Below are 17,471 nucleotides of genomic sequence, written 5' to 3'. Positions count from 1 at the left end.
GGACCGTTCGTATCTCCAGACTCACAGGAAAACTATCTCGACGTCAAGAGACTTGGTTTCGAGAAACTCCATCTCAAGAGACTTCACGTCGACACAACCACTACACTGATCGTCATGGAGGACGAGGTCGATCGGCTGGTCGCTGCGTGGCGCCGGGAGCGCCCGGACCTCGACGTGGAACCGCTCGAGGTGCTCAGCCGGGTGAGCAGGCTGGCCCGGCACCTGGACCGGGCGCGCCGGCTCGCTTTCGCCGAGCACAGCCTGGAGCCCTGGGAGTTCGACGTCCTGACGGCGCTGCGGCGCGCGGGATCCCCGTACCAGCTCTCACCCGGACAGCTGCTGACGCAGACGCTCGTCACGTCGGGCACGATGACCAACCGCATCGACCGGCTGACCAAGAAGGGTCTCGTGGAACGCCTCCCGGACCCGAGCGACCGCAGGGGCGTGCTCGTGCGCCTCACGGACGAGGGCTGCGACCGCGCCGACCAGGCGCTGGCCGGACTGCTCGACCAGGAGCGGGCGATCCTCGCCGAGCTGAGCCGGGGCCAGCGCGGCGAACTGGCCGGACTGCTACGCCAGTTGACCGCCCCGTTCGACAACATCCCCGGCTAGGTCGACCGGTCCGACACCCGCCCGCCGGGCCAGTGCCACGGCGGCGAGGGTGGAGTGCACCCCGAGCTTCCCGAGGACGTTCTGCATATGGGTGCGCACCGTGTGCGGCGACAGGAACAGCCGCTCCGCCACCGCCTTGCGCCCGAGTCCGGCGACCATGCAGCGCAGGACCTCGCGCTCCCGGGGTGTCAGCGACTCGACGAGCCGTTCGCTCTCGGTGCGGTGCTTGCGCGCGGCGGTCAGCTCCCGGAGCACCCCGGTCAGCAGCGCGGGCGGCAGATGGGTCTCGTCGCGCAGGACACCCCGGATGACGGTGAGCAGCCGCGACAGCGAGCAGTCCTTGGCGACCCAGCCCGAGGCACCGGCCTGGAGGGCGAGCGCGGCCCGGCGCGGGTCGTCCTTCTCGGCCAGCACGACGGTCCGTACGCCGGGCTGTCCCGAACGCACTCCGGCCACCAGCGATATGCCGTCGACCAGGCCGTCCTCGTTGCTCTCCTGGACGGGCACCGCCGGACGCGTCCCGGGCACGTTCCCGCCCAGGTCGGCGTCGACGAGGAGCACGTCGAAGCGGCGGCCCTCGGCCGCCGCGCGTTCGAGGCAGCGCAGCGCGGCCGGACCGCTGCCGGCGGCGGACACGTCGACGTCGGGCTCGGCCGCGAGCGCGGCGGCGAGCGACTCGGCGAAGATGCGATGGTCGTCGACGACCAGTACTCGGATGCGAACCACAGAAACCCCCACTGTCGGGGGACGATCCGTACGGGTACGGCGCCCGAGGTGATCCCGGACCCGCTTGCGACCCCGGAAAACGAGGTGCCGCCGCCGCACGGCCGCCGCCGTGCTGGAAGTGCTACCCCCACTTCGGGCGTCGTACCCGACTGTCTCGCCCCCTGATCGGCACCGGCCCCCACCGGCACCGTTCATCAGAGTACGGCCGGGGGCGGGGAGCGGAAGGCAATTTGCAGAACTGGTTGGCCAGCGCGTTTATGGTGAGCCGTATGTTTCGTATCGAGACAGGAGACGACAAGGAGCGTCGGGATCTGCTCCGCAGACGGCTGCTGGAGACGAACACGGCCGCGTCCCCCGTGCTGCGCGCGCTGCGCGGGACCCCCGGTGAGCGCGAAGTCCCGCTCCATGTCTGGGCCCTGGCGGAGGACGGCACCCTGGCCGGCGGACTCGCGGGCCACACCTGGACGACCTGGCTGCACGTCACCTATCTGTGGGTCGACGGCCTCCACCGCGGTACGGGCCTGGGGAGCCGGCTGCTCACCGAGGCCGAGCGGGCCGCCGGAACCCGCGGCTGTACCGCCGCCCGCGTGGAGACCTGGGACTTCCAGGCCCCCGACTTCTACCGCAAACAGGGCTACGAGGTGGTCTCCGTGATCCCCGACTACCCCCCGGGAATCACGGAGTACACCCTGACGAAAAGCTGGCCTCCCAGCACCTGAGGCCCGGCCCCGACCGGGGCGAGTTCCAGCCCCTCCGGCACACGTTCCAGCCCCTCCGGCGTTTGAGGAGCGGGGGTCCGGGGGCAGCGCCCCCGGGTACGGGACGGGTAGGGGCGGAGGGGGCGAAGAACTCCTGCCTCAGCCGATCCGCCGGGCCCCCGCGGAGGGCACCGCCGGAAACACCCGCGGAGCGGTGAACCCCGCCTCGGCGAAGGCCTCCACCACCGCCTTGGTGACCCCGTCGGCATCGGCCGCCTCCACCAGCACGACCGCCGACCCCCCGAACCCACCCCCCGTCATCCGCGCACCGAGCGCCCCCGCGGAGTTCGCCGCCGAAACGGCGAGATCCAGCTCGGGACACGAGATCCGCAGATCGTCCCGCAGCGACGCGTGACCGTCCGTCAGGACCGGCCCGATCGCCCGGACGTCACCCGCGTCGAGCAGGGTGATGACCCGCTCCACCCGGTGGTCGTCGGAGACGACGTGCCGGACGTAGCGCCGCACCCGCTCGTCGGACAGCCGCGCGAGAGCGGCGTCGAGCTCCTCGTACGCGACGTCGCGCAGATGGGACACGCCCAGCTGCCGCGCCCCCTCCTCGCACCCCGCGCGCCGCTCGGCGTACGCCCCGTCGCCGAGCGCGTGCTTCACCCGGGTGTCGACGACCAGCAGTTCGAGCCCCTGGGCGGCGAGGTCGAAGGGGACCTGGCGGATGGACAGGTCCCGGCAGTCCAGGTGCAGGGCGTGGCCCTCGGTGCAGCACGCCGACGCGGTCTGGTCCATGACACCGCAGGGCACGCCGACGAAGTCGTTCTCGGCGCGCTGGGCGAGCCGTGCCAGCTCCGGCCGGGTGAGCCCGAGCCCGTACAGCTCGTCGAGGGCGAGGGCGGTGACGACCTCCAGGGCCGCGGAGGAGGAGAGCCCCGCGCCGGTGGGGACGGTGGACGACAGATGGAGGTCCGCGCCGCCGATGGCGTGGCCGGCCTCGCGCAGCGCCCAGACCACGCCCGCCGGATAGGCGGCCCAGCCGGTGTCCGACCGGGGCGTCAGTTCGTCGACGCGCAGTTCGACGACGGGCCCCTCGATGTCCGCCGAGTGCAGCCGCAGCACCCCGTCGGACCGGCGGGACACCGCCGCGACCGCCGTGTGCGGCAGCGCGAGCGGCATCACGAACCCCTCGTTGAAGTCCGTGTACTCGCCGATCAGGTTGACCCGGCCGGGCGCCGCCCAGACGCCCTCCGGCGCGGCGCCGTACAGCTCCTCGAAGCCCTCACGTACCCCCACCTGCTCCACCCGCTACCCCTTCGCCGTGTTCTTCTGTGCGAACTCCCACGCGTCCGCGACGATCCCCGCGAGATCCGCGCGGGACGGGTTCCAGCCGAGCCGCTCCCGGGCGGTGTCGGCCGAGGCGACCAGGACCGCCGGGTCCCCGCCGCGGCGCGGGGCCACGACCTCGGGGATCGGGTGTCCGGTCACCTGGCGCACCGTCTCCACGACCTCGCGGACGGAGAAACCGTTGCCGTTGCCGAGGTTGCAGATCAGGTGCTCGCCGGGGGCCGCGGCCGCGAGGGCCAGCAGGTGCGCCTCGGCGAGGTCCGCGACGTGGATGTAGTCGCGGATGCAGGTGCCGTCGGGCGTCGGGTAGTCGTCGCCGAAGACGGAGATCGCGTCGCGGCGGCCCTGCGCGACCTGGAGGACCAGCGGGATGAGGTGCGACTCGGGGTCGTGCCGCTCGCCGCTGTCGCCGTAGGCGCCGGCCACGTTGAAGTAGCGCAGGGAGACCGCGCCGAGGCCGTGCGCCGCCGCCTCGCCGGTGATCATGTGGTCGACGGCGAGCTTGGAGGCGCCGTAGGGGTTGGTGGGCCGGGTCGGCGCGGACTCCCTGATCGGGGTGGTCTCGGGCTCGCCGTAGGTGGCGGCGGTGGAGGAGAAGACCAGGGTGCGCACCCCGGCGTCGCGCATCGCGGCGAGCAGGGCCATGGTGCCGCCGACGTTGTTGTCCCAGTACTTCTCGGGCTTCACCACGGACTCGCCGACCTGCGAGAACGCGGCGAAGTGCAGGACGGCGTCGTAGGAGGGGTCCAGCCACTTGGCGGCGTCGCGGATGTCGCCCTCGATGAACGCGGCGCCCGAGGGCACGCCCTCGCGGAAGCCCGTCGAGAGGTTGTCGAGGACCGTGACCTCGTGGCCCGCCTCGATCAGATGGCGCGCGACCACGCTGCCCACGTAGCCGGCCCCGCCCGTCACCAGGTACTTCCCACTCATGAACTCGCTACCTCTCGCAGTCGCTGAGCCGCGGTCTCCGGCGGCACGTCGTTGATGAACACGTTCATGCCGGACTCGGAACCCGCGAGGAACTTCAGCTTGCCGGAAGTGCGGCGAATGGTGAAAAGCTCGAGGTGGAGCGCGAAATCGTCGCGGTTGACGCCCTCGAACTCCTCCAGCGGGCCGAAGGGAGCCTGGTGCCACGCCGCGATGTACGGCGTCGGCGGCTCCGCGGCCCCGTCCTTCCCGCCGTTCCCTTCGTCGAAGATCCGGTCGAAGCGTCTCAAGAGTTCCAGATACACCTGGGGAAACTCTGTGCGCGCGCCCTCGTCGAGGCCGAGCAGGTCGGGCACCCGGCGGCGGGGATAGAGGTGGACCTCGTAGGGCCAGTGGGCGGCGTAGGGGACGAAGGCGACCCAGTGCTCGCTCGACAGGACGACGCGCGAGCCGTCCGCGATCTCCCGTGCGAGGACGTCGTCGAACAGATTCGCCCCTCCGGTGGCCTCCTTGTGGGCGGCGAGCGAACGCAGCATCAGTGCGGTACGGGGGGTGGTGAAGGGGTAGCCGTAGATCTGCCCGTGCGGGTGACCGAGCGTCACGCCGATCTCGGCGCCACGGTTCTCGAAGCAGAAGACCTGCCGGACGGAGGGCAGATGGGACAGCTCGGCGGTGCGGTCCGTCCACGCCTCCAGCACGAGGGCGGCCTGTGCCTCCGTCAGATCCGCGAAGGACGCGTCGTGGTCGGAGGTGAAGCAGACGACCTCGCAGCGGCCGGAGTCGCCGGCCAGCGAGGGGAAACGGTTCTCGAACACGACGACGTCGTAGGAGGATTCCGGGATCTCGCTCAGCCGGTCGCCCGAGGACGGGCACAGCGGGCACTCGTCCGCCGGCGGGTGGTAGATGCGCCCCTGGCGGTGCGAGGCGATCGCGACCGAGTCGCCGAGCAGCGGGTCGCGGCGCACCTCCGAGGTGGTGACGGTCGGATCGAGCGGGCGCCGGTCCACCGCGTCGCGCACCCGGTCGTCGCCCGCGTCGTAGTAGATGAGCTCACGACCGTCGGCGAGCCGGGTCGAGGTCTTCTTCACAGTCGGACTCCCCATCAGCACCCGATCAAACCTTCAAACATAACCCAACACAACAAACCACAAGCCACCACGACAGTCAACGTCACAATCCAACAAAGAGCACCACTCGAAGGGTGCATCTCCTGAATGCGGAGGCATAAGTTCCGGTCCGATAGGTTCATGAGACGAAGCGAGTTCTGATGCAGTCCCCCACACATCCGCTCCAAACGGGCACCCTGCTCGCCGCCGAGCTGCGACTCCCCACGAACGCACTCGACTACACAATCCTCGGCATCTACTTCGCGGTGGTCCTCGGCATCGGCTTCGCGGCCCGGCGCTCGGTCAGGACCAGCCTCGACTTCTTCCTGTCCGGGCGCTCACTGCCCGCCTGGATCACCGGTCTGGCCTTCATCTCGGCCAACCTGGGCGCCACCGAGATCCTCGGCATGGCCGCCAACAGCGCCCAGTACGGCGTCTACACCGTCCACTGGTACTGGATCGGCGCCATCCCGGCGATGGTCTTCCTCGGCCTGGTGATGATGCCGTTCTACTACGGCTCCAAGGTTCGCTCGGTGCCCGAGTTCCTGCTCCTGCGCTTCGACAAATGGGCGCATCTGCTGAGTTCGGTCCTGTTCGCCTTCGCCGCCGTCCTCATCGCCGGCGTCAACCTCTACTCGCTCGCGATCGTGGTCGAGGCGCTGCTCGGCTGGCCGCAGTGGGTGGCGATCGTGGTCGCCGGGTTCTTCGTCCTCGCCTACATCACCCTGGGCGGGCTCTCCTCCGCGATCTACAACGAGGTGCTGCAGTTCTTCGTGATCCTGGCGGCGCTGATCCCGATCGCAGCGCTCGGCCTGCACCGGGTGGGCGGCTGGGACGGCCTGACGGACTCCCTCGACAAGACCCACGGCGCCGACTTCACGACGGCCTGGGGCGGCACCGGCATCGGCAGCGCCAACCCGCTCGGCGCCAACTGGCTGACCATCGTGCTCGGCCTCGGTTTCGTGCTGTCCTTCGGCTACTGGACGACGAACTTCGCCGAGGTGCAGCGCGCGCTGTCGGCCAAGAACCTCTCGGCGGCGCAGCGCACCCCGCTCATCGCGGCCTACCCGAAGATCTTCATCGTCTTCCTGGTGATGATCCCGGGTCTGGTGGCGGCCGTCCTGGTCCCGAAGATCGGCACCCCCGGCTCGGGGCTCCAGTACAACGACGCGATCCCGTATCTGATGCAGGAACTGCTGCCCAACGGGGTCCTCGGCATCGCGGTGACCGGTCTGCTGGCCGCGTTCATGGCCGGCATGGCGGCCAACGTCTCGTCGTTCAACACGGTCTTCACCACCGACATCTGGGCGAAGTACGTGGTCAGGGGCCGGGAGGACGGCTACTACGTCCGCTTCGGCCGGCTGATCACGGTGATCGGCGTCCTGGCGTCGATCGGCACGGCCTTCCTGGCCTCGTCCTTCTCCAACATCATGAGCTACCTCCAGACGCTCTTCTCCTTCTTCAACGTGCCGATGTTCGCGGTCTTCATCGTCGGCATGTTCTGGAAGCGGGCGTCGGTGAAGTCCGGCTTCTGGGGCCTGCTGGCCGGTACGACGGCCGCGATGGTGAACTACTTCGTCTTCTACAAGCAGGGCATCATCGGCTTCCCCTCCGACCAGGGCGCCAATTTCGTGTCCGCCATCGCCGGTTTCGTGGCCGGCGGCGTGGTGATGCTCGGGGTCTCGCTGTTCACCGCCCCCAAGCCCGCGCACGAACTCCAGGGCCTGGTCTACGGCACGGTCTCCCCCGGCATGGCGGAGCCGCCGGCCGCCGGTGACGACGCCTGGTACCGCAGGCCCGCCCTGCTGGGCTGGGGCGCGGTGATCCTGGCCGCCGCCTGCTACGTCCCGTTCTCGTTCTGACGAGTCCCGGCCCGCTACGACGAGAGAGAATCGAATCACCATGTCCGACTATTCGGAAGAAAACCTCCAGCGCGAGGTCTCGGAACTGGAGAAACAGTCCACGACCGCGGCCCGGCTGTTCGACATCCGCCGCATCATCGGCGGTCTGTTCGTGATCTACGGCGTCATCGTCACCATCGCCGGCATCACGGCCTCCGACGCCGACCTCGCCAAGGCCGGCGGCGTCAACATCAACCTCTGGACCGGCCTCGGCATGCTCGCCCTCGGCCTGTTCTTCCTGACCTGGCTGTGGCTGCGCCCCCTCCCGCCCCCACTGCCACAGTCCACGACCGAGGAGCAGGCTCCCCCTCGGCCCTGACCCCCTTGACCGGGGCCGGAGTTCGCACGAACTCCGGCCCCGGCCCCGGAACACCACCCGGACCTGGCCCTTTACGCCGCCCCGCCACTGTGATCTCCTTCGCCGGAACAGGTACGGACGGCCTCTGGGGAGGGGCCGTGGGGCAGGGGAGATCCAGCGATGCACACCGCCACGGCGGAAACAGTTCAGCCATGCCCGGACTGCGGGGCGGAGGTCCGCGGGGACAGACGGTTCCCCGTGTGGTGCGCCGCCTGCGACTGGAACGTCGATCCGCAGCCTCCGAAGGAGAAGCGGGGCCGGCTCGCCAGGGCCCGGCACGCCCAGGCGCAGCGGCACGGTGAGCGGCTGCTGGCCGAGCTGGGCGCCGGCGGGGACCTGCGGGCCCGGCGGGACTCCGCAGCCGTCCTCGCGGTCGCGGTCGCGCTCGTCGTCCACGCCCTGACTCTGGTCCTGGCCGCCGGGGGCCTGTGGTTCCTCGTCGGAGGATGGGGCGGCTGGGGCATGGTTCCGGGGCTCTTCCTCCTCGCCCTGGGGTGGTCGCTGCGGCCCCGGTTCGGCCGGCTGCCGGAGAACACCCCCGTCCTGCGCCGTGCCGACGCCCCCGAACTCTTCGCGCTCGTCGACGAGGTCGCCCGCGTCGCCGGCACCCGCGGTGTCGACGCGATCGCCGTCGACGGCGAGATCAACGCGAGCGTGGAGGGCTACGGAGTGCGCGGGCGCCGGCTCCTCACCCTGGGGCTGCCTCTGTGGGAGGTCCTCACCCCGCAGCAGCGGATCGCCCTGCTCGGCCACGAGATGGGCCACTACGTCAACGGGGACACCGGGCACGGCCTCGTCGTCTGGACCGCCGGCCGTTCGCTGAGCACCTGGTACTACTACTTCCTGCCCATCGCCGATCCGAGCGGCCTCGACCGGATCGTCAACCTGCTCTACATCCCGCCCCGGCTGATCGTGCGAGGGCTGATGACGCTCCTGTCGGGACTGACCCTGCGGGCAGCCCGGCGCGCCGAGTACCTCGCCGACCGCGTCGGCGCCCGCGCGGGGTCCACCGAGGCCGCGCTGGGGCTGCTGGACCGGCTGCTGATCTCGGACTCCGCGGCCGTGACGCTCCAGCGGGAGGTCAACCTGTCCGCGCTCAAGGCCCCGCGCGGCAGGGCGGCGGCCGACGCCCTCGCGGACGGGCTGTGGGAGCGGCTCGCCGCGGATCTGGCGTCCGTGCCGGAACACGAGCGCGCCCGGCTGCGGCGGGTCGCCGTCCTGCGCGGCCACAGCGTGGACGACTCCCACCCGCCGACCCATCTGCGTCACGCCTGCCTGCTGATCGGCGAACCACTGCCGGCTGCCGTCGTGAGCGACCCCGAGCGCGAGCTCCGGATCGCCGGGGAACTGGCCGACGTCCGGGCGAAGGTGGCCCGCCGGATCATCCGGGACGGCTCGTAGGAGGTACGAAGGACCTTCCCCCCGGATCCTTCGCACCCCGGGCGGGAGAAGCGCGGGCGAGGGGGAAGGCTGGGGAGCATGACCGACAAACTCACCGTCACTGTTCTCGGCACCGGGATCATGGGGGCCGCGATGGCCCGTAACCTCGCCCGGGCCGGGCTCGGCGTCCGGGTCTGGAACCGCTCCCGCGACAAGGCCGAGCCGCTGGCCGCCGACGGGGCGCACGTCGCGGACACCCCGGAGGAGGCCGTGCGGGGCGCCGACGTCGTCCTGACGATGCTGCACGACGGCCCGGCCGCGCTCGACGTGATGCGCCGGGCGGAACCCGGGCTCGGGAGCGGGGCCGTCTGGGTGCAGTCCACCACCGCCGGGACCGAGGCGATCGGCGAGCTCGCCGCGTTCGCCTCGGCCCACGGGCTCGTCTTCTTCGACGCGCCCGTCCTCGGGACGCGCGCGCCCGCCGAGGCCGGGCAGCTGACCGTGCTCGCCGCCGGCCCGAGCGCCGCTCGCGACACCGTCACGCCCGTCTTCGACGCCGTCGGCGCCCGTACGGTGTGGACCGGCGAGGACGGCGCGGCGGGCAGCGCCACCCGGCTCAAGCTCGTCGCCAACAGCTGGGTGCTCGCCGCGACCGCCGCGACCGGCGAGGTGCTCGCCCTGGCCAGGGGCCTCGGCGTGGACCCCGAGGACTTCTTCGGACTCATCGCGGACGGGCCGCTCGACATGGGCTATCTGCGCGCCAAGTCCGCGCTCGTCCTGGAGGACCGGCTGTCCCCGGCCAGTTTCGCCGTCGGGACCGCGGAGAAGGACGCCCGGCTGATCGTGGACGCGGGGCGGCGGAACGGGGTGCGCCTAGACGTCGCCGAGGCCGCCGCCGAACGCTTCGGCCGCGCCGGCGCCCTCGGCCACGGCGACGAGGACATGGCCGCGGCCTACTTCGCGAGCTTCGAGGAGGGAAAGCCGCCCTCCCCGTGAGCCCGGGCCCCGCGAGCCCGTCGACCGGAGAGCCGGCGGTCGGGGAGCCGGCGGTCGGGGAGCCGGCGGTCGGGGAGCCGGCGGTTCAAAGGCCCCTGAGCCCGCCGGCCCCGAGTCGGTGTGCGCCGGGCCTCCGCCGAGTTCGCCCGGCGCGCGCCGGGTGCGGACGGCCGGGACTCGGCCCGTCGGTGCACGAGCCGGCAGCCCGTGAGCCCGGTGGTCCGCGTCCGGTCGGCTCAGCGGGTGGTGTCCGGGTCGGGGTGGCGGGACTGGGGCGGGATCGGGCCCGCGCGGTCCAGGAGGCCCGTGCGGGCCGCGAGGGCCGCCGCCTCCAGGCGGGAGCCCACGCCCAGTTTCATCAGGACCCGCTGGACATGGGTGCGGGCCGTGGACGGGGCGATGCCCATGCCGGCCGCGATCAGCCGGGTGTCCTCGCCGTCGGCGACCCGCACCAGGACCTCCACCTCGCGGGGGGTCAGCATCTGGAGCAGCCGCTGCCCCTCGTCGTCGGGCTGGGCGGCGGGATTGAGCAGCTCGCTGAAGGCGCCCTGGAGCAGTTGCGGGGCCACGGCCGCCTCGCCCGCCCGCGCCTTCATGATCGCGCGCTCGACCCCCTCGATGCGCTCGTCATGACGTACGTAGCCGGAGGCGCCGGCGGCGAACGCGGCGGCGATCCCGCGCGGGTTCGGCACCGGGCCGAGCACCAGGACCGCCACCTGCGGACGCTCCCGTTTGATCCGCACGACCGGGTCGAAGATCCCCGGCTCGGCCGGTGTCGCCGTGCCGATCAGGCACACCTCGGGCGCCCTGGTGATCACCAGGTCCGCCGCCCCCGCGGCGGGCGCGGCCGCGGCGAGCACCCTGTGCCCGCGCAGTTTCAGTGCCGAGGCCAACGCCTCGGCGAGCAGTCGGTGGTCGTCGACCACCATGAGCCGGACTCCCATCAGGCAACCCCCCAGTCCCCCCGAGCATCCCCACTGGTTCCCCGTGGATTAGGAGCCCCCCGGCTCTCCATCCCCCGGAAGCTACACGCTTGTTCGACGTTGCGCTTCCCCTACTGGAGAGAAGTGACCCGGAATATCGAAATCCCACCCAATAGGGAGTGATGCGGGGTACGCGTACGGCCCCGGCCCTGAACAGGGACGGAGCCGCACACGGTGTTTCGGCCCGGACGAATTGGTCCGGAGAAACGATCACCTATTTCTTTCGAAGGTGATCACTTCGGTTCACTCGAAAGGGAGACTCACTTCGTTCCGAAGGCGATCGCCAGGTATGCCTTGTCCGTCGCGGAGGTCGGCTTGTCCGCGTAGACCTGGGACATGTAGAGGCGGCCCTCGTCGTAGAGGATCTCGGCGTAGTCCGGCAGCATGCTCGACTCCGCGTCCCGGGTCGACTGGGTCGCCGGGTTCTCCATCAGCTTGGTCTCCTTGAAGGAGGTCCCGTCGATGGAGACGATCTGCCCGCCCTTGTCGTACGGCGGTCGCTTGTAGGCGAGGATGCTGGTGCCGTCCATGCGCAGCGGGGTGATGTCGTAGCCGTCGCCGGCGTCCGCGCGCTGACCGGTCTGCTTGCCGGTGGCCAGGTCGAAGGCGACGATCTCGTTGGTCCGGCTGTAGTCGCCGGAGCCGTCGTGCTCCTCCGTCGGGACGTAGAGCTTGTCGTTGCCGACGGCCAGCGACTTGCAGAACTCGATCCGGGTGATGCCGTCGCACTTGGCGGCGTAGGTCTTGCCGGGTGCCGAGATCTTCGCCCGCAGCTTGCCGGTCTTGTTGTCGATGGAGAAGAAGTCCGAGATGCCGCTGCCGTCACCGGCGGAGTCGCCGACGTCGGCGGCCACGACCAGCGGGTCGGTGGAGACGATGCTGGCGTACTCGATGCCGGGCGACATCTTGTACTCGGAGATCACCTTCCCGGACTTCGGGTCGATGGTCTGGATGTGCAGCTGGCGCGTACTGCCGTACTCACCGCACTTGCGGACCGCGACCAGCTTCTCGCCGCCGCCGTAGCCGGCGTCGTAGCAGCTGTCGCCCGTCTTCGGCGCCCACAGCGCCTTGCCGGTGGAGATGTCGAACGCTCCGCCGCCGCCCGTGCTGCCGGCGGCGACCGTGTTGCCGCTGATCGTCACGTTGTCGAGGTTGATCTGCTGGTCACCGGACTTGATCGTCCGGGTCCAGAGCTTCGCGCCCGCGTCGAGGTCGATGGCGGCGAGCTGGGTGCATCCGTGCGAGGGCTGCGCCTTGGTGGGCATGGCCGGCTCGTAGATGATCGCCGAGCGGTCCGAGTCCGTGGTGTGCCGGCTGGCCTGGCACACCGGGCCGGGCAGCTTGATCGTCCAGGTCTTGGCGCCGGTGTCCCGGTCGTAGCCGTTGATCTCGGCGTTGCCGGTCTTGGCGTACACCTTGTCGGTGAGCCAGGAGCCGTTGGTGGCCACGCTCGTGATGCCCTTGGGCACGGCCGGCGCGGGGAGCTGGAACAGCAGCGAGGAGGCCGTGTTCGCGGGCGCCTTCTCCTTGCCGCCGTTCTTCTTGTCGCCGTCCTTGCCGTCGTTGCCGCCGGGGCCGCCGGTCGGCCCCGCGGTGCTCACGTTGTTGTCACCGCCGCCGGAGCGCTGCGAGTACAGGACACCGCCGCCGACGATCAGCGCGACGGCCACCACGGCCGCGACGATGATGAGCAGCTGGCTGTTGACCTTGCGGCCGCCGCCCGGCTGCGGGGGCTGCGGCTGCATCGGCATGGTCTGCGGCTGCGGGTAGCCGTAGGGGCTCGGCTGGCCCGCGGGGTTGTACGGGGCCTGCGGCTGGCCCGGGTAGCCGTAGCCCGGCTGGGCCGGGGGCGGCGTCTGCGGGTAGCCGTAGGGCTGCTGCGGGGACGCCGGCGGGGGTGTCTGCGGGTAGCCGTAACCGGGGCCCGCGGCGGCGGGCGGAGGGGTCGGCGGACCGAACCCGCCGGCCGACGGCTCCTGGGGAGCACCGAAGCCCTGGGGGGCCGGGTCCTGGGGAGCGCCGAAGCCCGGCGGCGGGCCCTGCGGTGCCCCGAAGCCCGGCGGCGGCGGGTCCTGCGGTGCGCCGGGACCGCCCGGCGCGGGGGTCTCGGCCGGGTTCTGCTCGGCGCCCTGGGCGGGGTCCTGGGGGGCGCCGAAGCCCTTCGGGGGCTCGTTCGGCGGCGGGGGCGGCTGACTCATGACGTGACTACCTCGGAATGCGAAGGGGACGGCGGGCCCGTGCGCACGGCGGCGCGACGGAACGGGGCGGGGGCGTCGGTCACTTGCCGTAGGCCAGCATCAGCTTCTCCTTCGTCTGGTCATTGCCCGTCAGCCGGGTGGTGGAGATGTAGAACCGCCCGTCCACGTAGTCGACGGCCTTCGAGTAGAAGCCGGACTCGATGGCCGCGGTGCCCGCCGGGTTCTGGAGCAGCTTCACGGGGGTGTGGGCGGTGCCGCCGGTCGGGATCGACACGACCCGGCCGCCGCCGTCGTAGGACGCCTCGACGTAGGCGAGGAGCTGCGTGCCCTCGGTCCGCATCGGCATCATCGTCGCGTCCGTCGGGGACTTGACGCGCCACTTCTCCTTGCCGGTCGCGAGGTTGAACGCGACGATCTCGTTGGGGCCGCTCTTGGCCTCGGTCGGCAGGTAGAGCGTGTTCGCGTCGGAGGCGGTGCCGAAGCAGCCCGTCAGATCGCGGTCGAGGATCGCGAAGCCGCACTCGGGCGCGAAGCCGTCGTCGCTCTTGAGCTGCGAGCGCAGGCTGCCGTCGTTCTTCAGGGCGGTGATGTTCACCGTCTTCTTGGCGTCGTTGGTCAGCGAGAGCACGACCGGGTCGACGGAGTAGGCGTGCCCGACCCGCCAGCCCTTGGGGATCTTCGTCGTCCACCGGGCCTTGCCGGTGGCCGGGTCCAGTTCCTGCACCTCGTCGTGCTCGGTGCTGCTGCCGGCCCCGCAGGACGAGACGGCCAGCAGCTTGGAGCCGCCCGCGAATCCGGCCGGGTAGCAGTTCGCGCCGTACTTCTCCTTGTCCCACAGCTTCTTGCCGCTGGTGACGTCGTAGGCCGTTCCCGACATCGAGCGGCCGACCGTCAGCGTCTTGCCGGTAAGGGACAGTTCGACGGAGAGCGTGCTGTCGAACAGGGTGCCGTCGGCGACCTTCGCGCTCCAGCCCTTGGCGCCGGTGTTCAGGTCGATCTGCTGGAGCTGGTTGCACTTGGCGCTGCTGGCGGCGCTGCTCATGTACGCGATGACGATCTTGTCGTCGGCCGTCTTCTGCTGGGTGGCCGCGCAGATCTTCTGCGGGAACTCCAGTGCGTCCCAGGCGGGCTTGCCGTCCTGGACGCCGAACGCGAACAGCTGCTTGTACGCGGCCTTCACCGCGGTCTTGCCGGTGATCCACATCCCGGGGGCGTCGGCGCCCGAACCGGGCGCGTCGGGCGCCGACTTGTACCAGAGGACCTTCGCCTCGCCCGCCTTGCGGCCGGCGTTCAGGTCGTCGTTCTCCTCGCCGCCGTCACCGCTGCCGTCACCGGGGTTGGCCGAGGCCTGGGAGGCGGGCGCGGACACGGACGGGCTGCTGCTCGGGCTCTCCTTGGCGACGGGCTTCTTGTCGTCACCGCCGGAGGTGACGGCCCAGACGGTGCCGCCGACGACGAGCAGTCCGGCCACCGCGGCCGCGATCACGAGCGCGGGCTTGCCCTTGAACGGGTTCTTCGAGCCCCCGCCGGGACCGCCCGGCTGCGGGCCGCCGGGTGCGCCCGGGTAGGGCGTCTGGGGCGGATAGCCGTATCCCGGCTGCTGCCCGTATCCGTAGGGACCCGGCTGGCCGTAGGGACCCGGCTGCTGCGGCTGTCCGTACGGGCCCGGCTGGGCGTAGGGGCCGGGCTGCTGCGGGTATCCGTAGCCGGGCTGCGGAGGTCCGGCGGGCGGCTGGGCCGGAGGAGGGGGCGTGCCCTGGGGCGCGGCGGGCGGGTTCGCGGGCGCGCCCTGCGAACGCGGGTCCTGCCCGGCGCCCTGCGGCGCGCTCGGAGGTGCGCCGAATCCTCCCTGCGACCGCGGGTCCGGCGAGGCGCCGGCACCGCCCGTCGGCGGCTGGTCCTGCGGTGCTCCGAATCCGCCCTGCGACGGCCCACTCGGCGGCTGACTCATCAGCGCGTCCCCCTCTTCACTGATGTGACCCCCCACCGGCGGCGCCCGATTCGCGCCTCGCCCGATGGGTCTCAGACTGTTCTCAGAACGCTCTTTCTATCACTCCGGGGGGCGCGGGCAGGGGGCCGGTGCGCGCCCTGTTCCCAAGGGAGGACCGGGCTGTGATGCCGTCGTTACGCGCCTTCACGGGCCCTTCACGCCGGGCGCGCGGGGCGAGTTCGGCGCCGCCGGAACGCGCTCACGCGGGGCGCCACGGACAACTCACGGGCGCGCGGAGGAACTTGTGCGCCCTGCACGTGGGCCGCACACGCCCGAGGGACGCGCCGGGCGCGCGGCGCCTTTGCGTACCGAAAGGCACCGCACGTACACCAGGGGAAGAATCGCCCCCTCCGTGACGCAGAGGGGGCCCGCGTCGGTCACGCGTCCTCGGCCAGCTCCAGCCAGCGCATTTCCAGATCCTCCCGCTCGCCGGCCAACTCGCGCAGCTCCGCGTCGAGTTGGGCCACCTTTCCGAAGTCGGTGGCGTTGTCGGCGATCTGGGCGTGCAGCTTGGTCTCCTTCTCGGAGATCTTGTCCAGCTGCCGCTCGATCTTCTGGAGTTCCTTCTTCGCGGCACGGGCGTCGGCGGCCGAGGCGGCCTTCGCGGGAGCGGGGGCGGCGGCGAGCACGGAGGCCGCGGCCGCCTCCTCCATCTTCCTGCGCCGCTCCAGGTACTCGTCGATACCGCGCGGAAGCATCCGCAGGGTGCCGTCGCCGAGGAGGGCGAACACGTTGTCCGTGGTGCGCTCGATGAAGAAGCGGTCGTGGGAGATCACGATCATGGAGCCGGGCCAGCCGTCGAGGAGGTCCTCGAGCTGGGTGAGGGTCTCGATGTCGAGGTCGTTGGTGGGCTCGTCGAGGAAGAGGACGTTGGGCTCGTCCATCAGCAGGCGCAGGATCTGGAGCCGCCTGCGCTCACCGCCGCTGAGGTCGCCGACCGGCGTCCACTGCTTCTCCTTGTTGAAGCCGAACGTCTCGCACAACTGCCCCGCGGTCAGCTCGCGGCCCTTGCCGAGGTCGACGCGGTCGCGGACGGACTGGACGGCCTGGAGCACCCGCCAGGTGGGGTCGAGTTCGCCGACCTCCTGGGAGAGGTAGGCGAGTTTGACGGTCTTGCCGGTGACGATCCGGCCGGCGGCGGGCTGCTTCTCGCCCTCGGTACGAGCGGCCTCGGCCAGGGCGCGCAGCAGCGAGGTCTTGCCCGCGCCGTTGACGCCGACCAGGCCGATCCGGTCGCCGGGGCCGAGCTGCCAGGTGAGGTGCTTGAGCAGGACCTTGGGCCCGGCCTGCACGGTCACGTCCTCCAGCTCGAAGACAGTCTTGCCGAGCCGGGAGTTGGCGAACCGCATCAGCTCGCTCTTGTCGCGCGGCGGCGGCACGTCGGCGATCAGCTCGTTGGCCGCCTCGACGCGGAAGCGCGGCTTGGAGGTGCGGGCGGGCGCGCCGCGGCGCAGCCAGGCCAGCTCCTTGCGGACCAGGTTCTGCCGCTTGACCTCCTCGGTCGCGGCGATGCGCTCACGCTCGGCGCGGGCGAACACGTAGTCGCTGTAGCCGCCCTCGTACTCGTAGACGGCGCCCTTCTGCACGTCCCACATCCGGGTGCAGACCTGGTCGAGGAACCACCGGTCGTGCGTCACGCAGACCAGGGCGGAGCGGCGTTCGCGCAGGTGCTGGGCGAGCCAGGCGATGCCCTCGACGTCCAGGTGGTTGGTGGGCTCGTCGAGGATGATCAGGTCCTGCTCCTCGATGAGCAGCTTGGCCAGCGCGATCCTGCGGCGCTCGCCGCCGGAGAGCGGGCCGATCACGGTGTCGAGGCCCTGCGGGAAGCCGGGCAGGTCGAGGCCGCCGAACAGTCCGGTCAGGACGTCCCGGATCTTGGCGTTGCCCGCCCACTCGTGGTCGGCCATGTCCCGGATGACCTCGTGGCGCACGGTGGCCGTCGGGTCGAGCGAGTCGTGCTGGGTGAGCACGCCGAGGTGCAGGCCGCCGGAGTGGGTGACCCGGCCGGTGTCGGCCTCCTCCAGCTTGGCGAGCATGCGGATCAGGGTGGTCTTGCCGTCGCCGTTGCGGCCGACGACGCCGATGCGGTCCCCCTCGCTGACGCCGAGGGAGACTCCGTCGAGCAGTGCACGGGTGCCGTACACCTTGCTGACGGACTCGACATTGACCAGGTTGACGGCCATTTCTCTCCTGAACAAGGGGGACGATCGACCCTCAAGGGTAGTCCGCGCGGCGGATGTCCC

14 protein-coding genes are annotated in these 17,471 nt (G+C 71.3%); 6 read left to right on the top strand and 8 right to left on the bottom strand.

Going from position 1 to position 17,471, the window contains the following annotated elements; translation table 11 throughout:
- The first annotated feature begins 114 nt into the window (after positions 1-114).
- The gene (locus IO36_RS40480) at positions 115-612 is read left to right on the top strand and encodes a MarR family winged helix-turn-helix transcriptional regulator (RefSeq protein WP_037628157.1); all 498 of its coding nucleotides are present in this window, start codon (positions 115-117) and stop codon (positions 610-612) included.
- Here the strand turns inward: IO36_RS40480 and IO36_RS40475 are convergent.
- Entirely contained in the window at positions 571-1,338 is a 768-nt protein-coding gene (locus tag IO36_RS40475; protein ID WP_037628156.1) for a LuxR C-terminal-related transcriptional regulator, read from the bottom strand. The genes IO36_RS40480 and IO36_RS40475 overlap by 42 nt on opposite strands.
- A gap of 257 nt (positions 1,339-1,595) precedes the next feature.
- Between IO36_RS40475 and IO36_RS40470 the strand changes: the two genes are divergently transcribed.
- Complete coding sequence (locus IO36_RS40470; protein ID WP_209441348.1) at positions 1,596-2,057, top strand: GNAT family N-acetyltransferase; 462 nt, start codon at positions 1,596-1,598, stop codon at positions 2,055-2,057.
- Between the two features lie 138 nt (positions 2,058-2,195).
- On the opposite strand, the gene galK is transcribed toward IO36_RS40470, so the two are convergent.
- From galK to galT, 3 genes are read right to left on the bottom strand one after another with little or no spacing between them, the layout of a single operon-like run.
- Positions 2,196-3,338, bottom strand: a complete 1,143-nt coding sequence (galK, locus tag IO36_RS40465; protein WP_037628312.1) for a galactokinase — start codon at positions 3,336-3,338, stop codon at positions 2,196-2,198.
- Positions 3,339-3,350: 12 nt separating this feature from the next.
- The gene (galE, locus tag IO36_RS40460; protein ID WP_037628154.1) at positions 3,351-4,319 is read right to left on the bottom strand and encodes a UDP-glucose 4-epimerase GalE; all 969 of its coding nucleotides are present in this window, start codon (positions 4,317-4,319) and stop codon (positions 3,351-3,353) included.
- The gene (gene galT, locus IO36_RS40455; RefSeq protein ID WP_037628153.1) at positions 4,316-5,404 is read right to left on the bottom strand and encodes a galactose-1-phosphate uridylyltransferase; all 1,089 of its coding nucleotides are present in this window, start codon (positions 5,402-5,404) and stop codon (positions 4,316-4,318) included. Before galT ends, galE begins: the two co-directional genes overlap by 4 nt.
- A gap of 179 nt (positions 5,405-5,583) precedes the next feature.
- Between galT and IO36_RS40450 the strand changes: the two genes are divergently transcribed.
- The 4 genes from IO36_RS40450 (at position 5,584) to IO36_RS40435 (ending at position 10,057) form a co-directional block, all read left to right on the top strand.
- Positions 5,584-7,284, top strand: coding sequence for a sodium:solute symporter family protein (locus tag IO36_RS40450; RefSeq protein ID WP_037628152.1), 1,701 nt, complete (start codon positions 5,584-5,586; stop codon positions 7,282-7,284).
- A gap of 40 nt (positions 7,285-7,324) precedes the next feature.
- Positions 7,325-7,642 carry a hypothetical protein gene (locus IO36_RS40445; RefSeq protein WP_037628151.1) on the top strand — a complete coding sequence of 106 codons (318 nt, stop codon included), beginning with the start codon at positions 7,325-7,327 and terminating at the stop codon, positions 7,640-7,642.
- 159 nt (positions 7,643-7,801) lie between these two features.
- The gene (locus tag IO36_RS40440; protein WP_037628149.1) at positions 7,802-9,082 is read left to right on the top strand and encodes a M48 family metallopeptidase; all 1,281 of its coding nucleotides are present in this window, start codon (positions 7,802-7,804) and stop codon (positions 9,080-9,082) included.
- A 78-nt stretch (positions 9,083-9,160) separates the two neighbouring features.
- Complete coding sequence (locus IO36_RS40435) at positions 9,161-10,057, top strand: NAD(P)-dependent oxidoreductase (RefSeq protein WP_037628148.1); 897 nt, start codon at positions 9,161-9,163, stop codon at positions 10,055-10,057.
- A 236-nt stretch (positions 10,058-10,293) separates the two neighbouring features.
- On the opposite strand, the gene IO36_RS40430 is transcribed toward IO36_RS40435, so the two are convergent.
- The 4 genes from IO36_RS40430 to IO36_RS40415 form a co-directional block, all read right to left on the bottom strand.
- Positions 10,294-11,001, bottom strand: a complete 708-nt coding sequence (locus tag IO36_RS40430) for a helix-turn-helix transcriptional regulator (protein WP_037628147.1) — start codon at positions 10,999-11,001, stop codon at positions 10,294-10,296.
- A gap of 299 nt (positions 11,002-11,300) precedes the next feature.
- Entirely contained in the window at positions 11,301-13,238 is a 1,938-nt protein-coding gene (locus IO36_RS40425; protein ID WP_037628146.1) for an outer membrane protein assembly factor BamB family protein, read from the bottom strand.
- Between the two features lie 79 nt (positions 13,239-13,317).
- Entirely contained in the window at positions 13,318-15,189 is a 1,872-nt protein-coding gene (locus IO36_RS40420; protein ID WP_037628145.1) for an outer membrane protein assembly factor BamB family protein, read from the bottom strand.
- A 416-nt stretch (positions 15,190-15,605) separates the two neighbouring features.
- On the bottom strand, positions 15,606-17,411 hold the full coding sequence (locus IO36_RS40415) for an ABC-F family ATP-binding cassette domain-containing protein (RefSeq protein ID WP_037628144.1): 1,806 nt from the start codon (positions 17,409-17,411) through the stop codon (positions 15,606-15,608).
- Between the last annotated feature and the right edge of the window lie 60 nt (positions 17,412-17,471).

The sequence above is a fragment of the Streptomyces aureus genome (genome assembly GCF_000725495.1).
Taxonomy (GTDB): Bacteria; Actinomycetota; Actinomycetes; order Streptomycetales; family Streptomycetaceae; genus Streptomyces; species Streptomyces aureus_B.
This window is presented reverse-complemented; position numbering and strand designations above follow the sequence as displayed.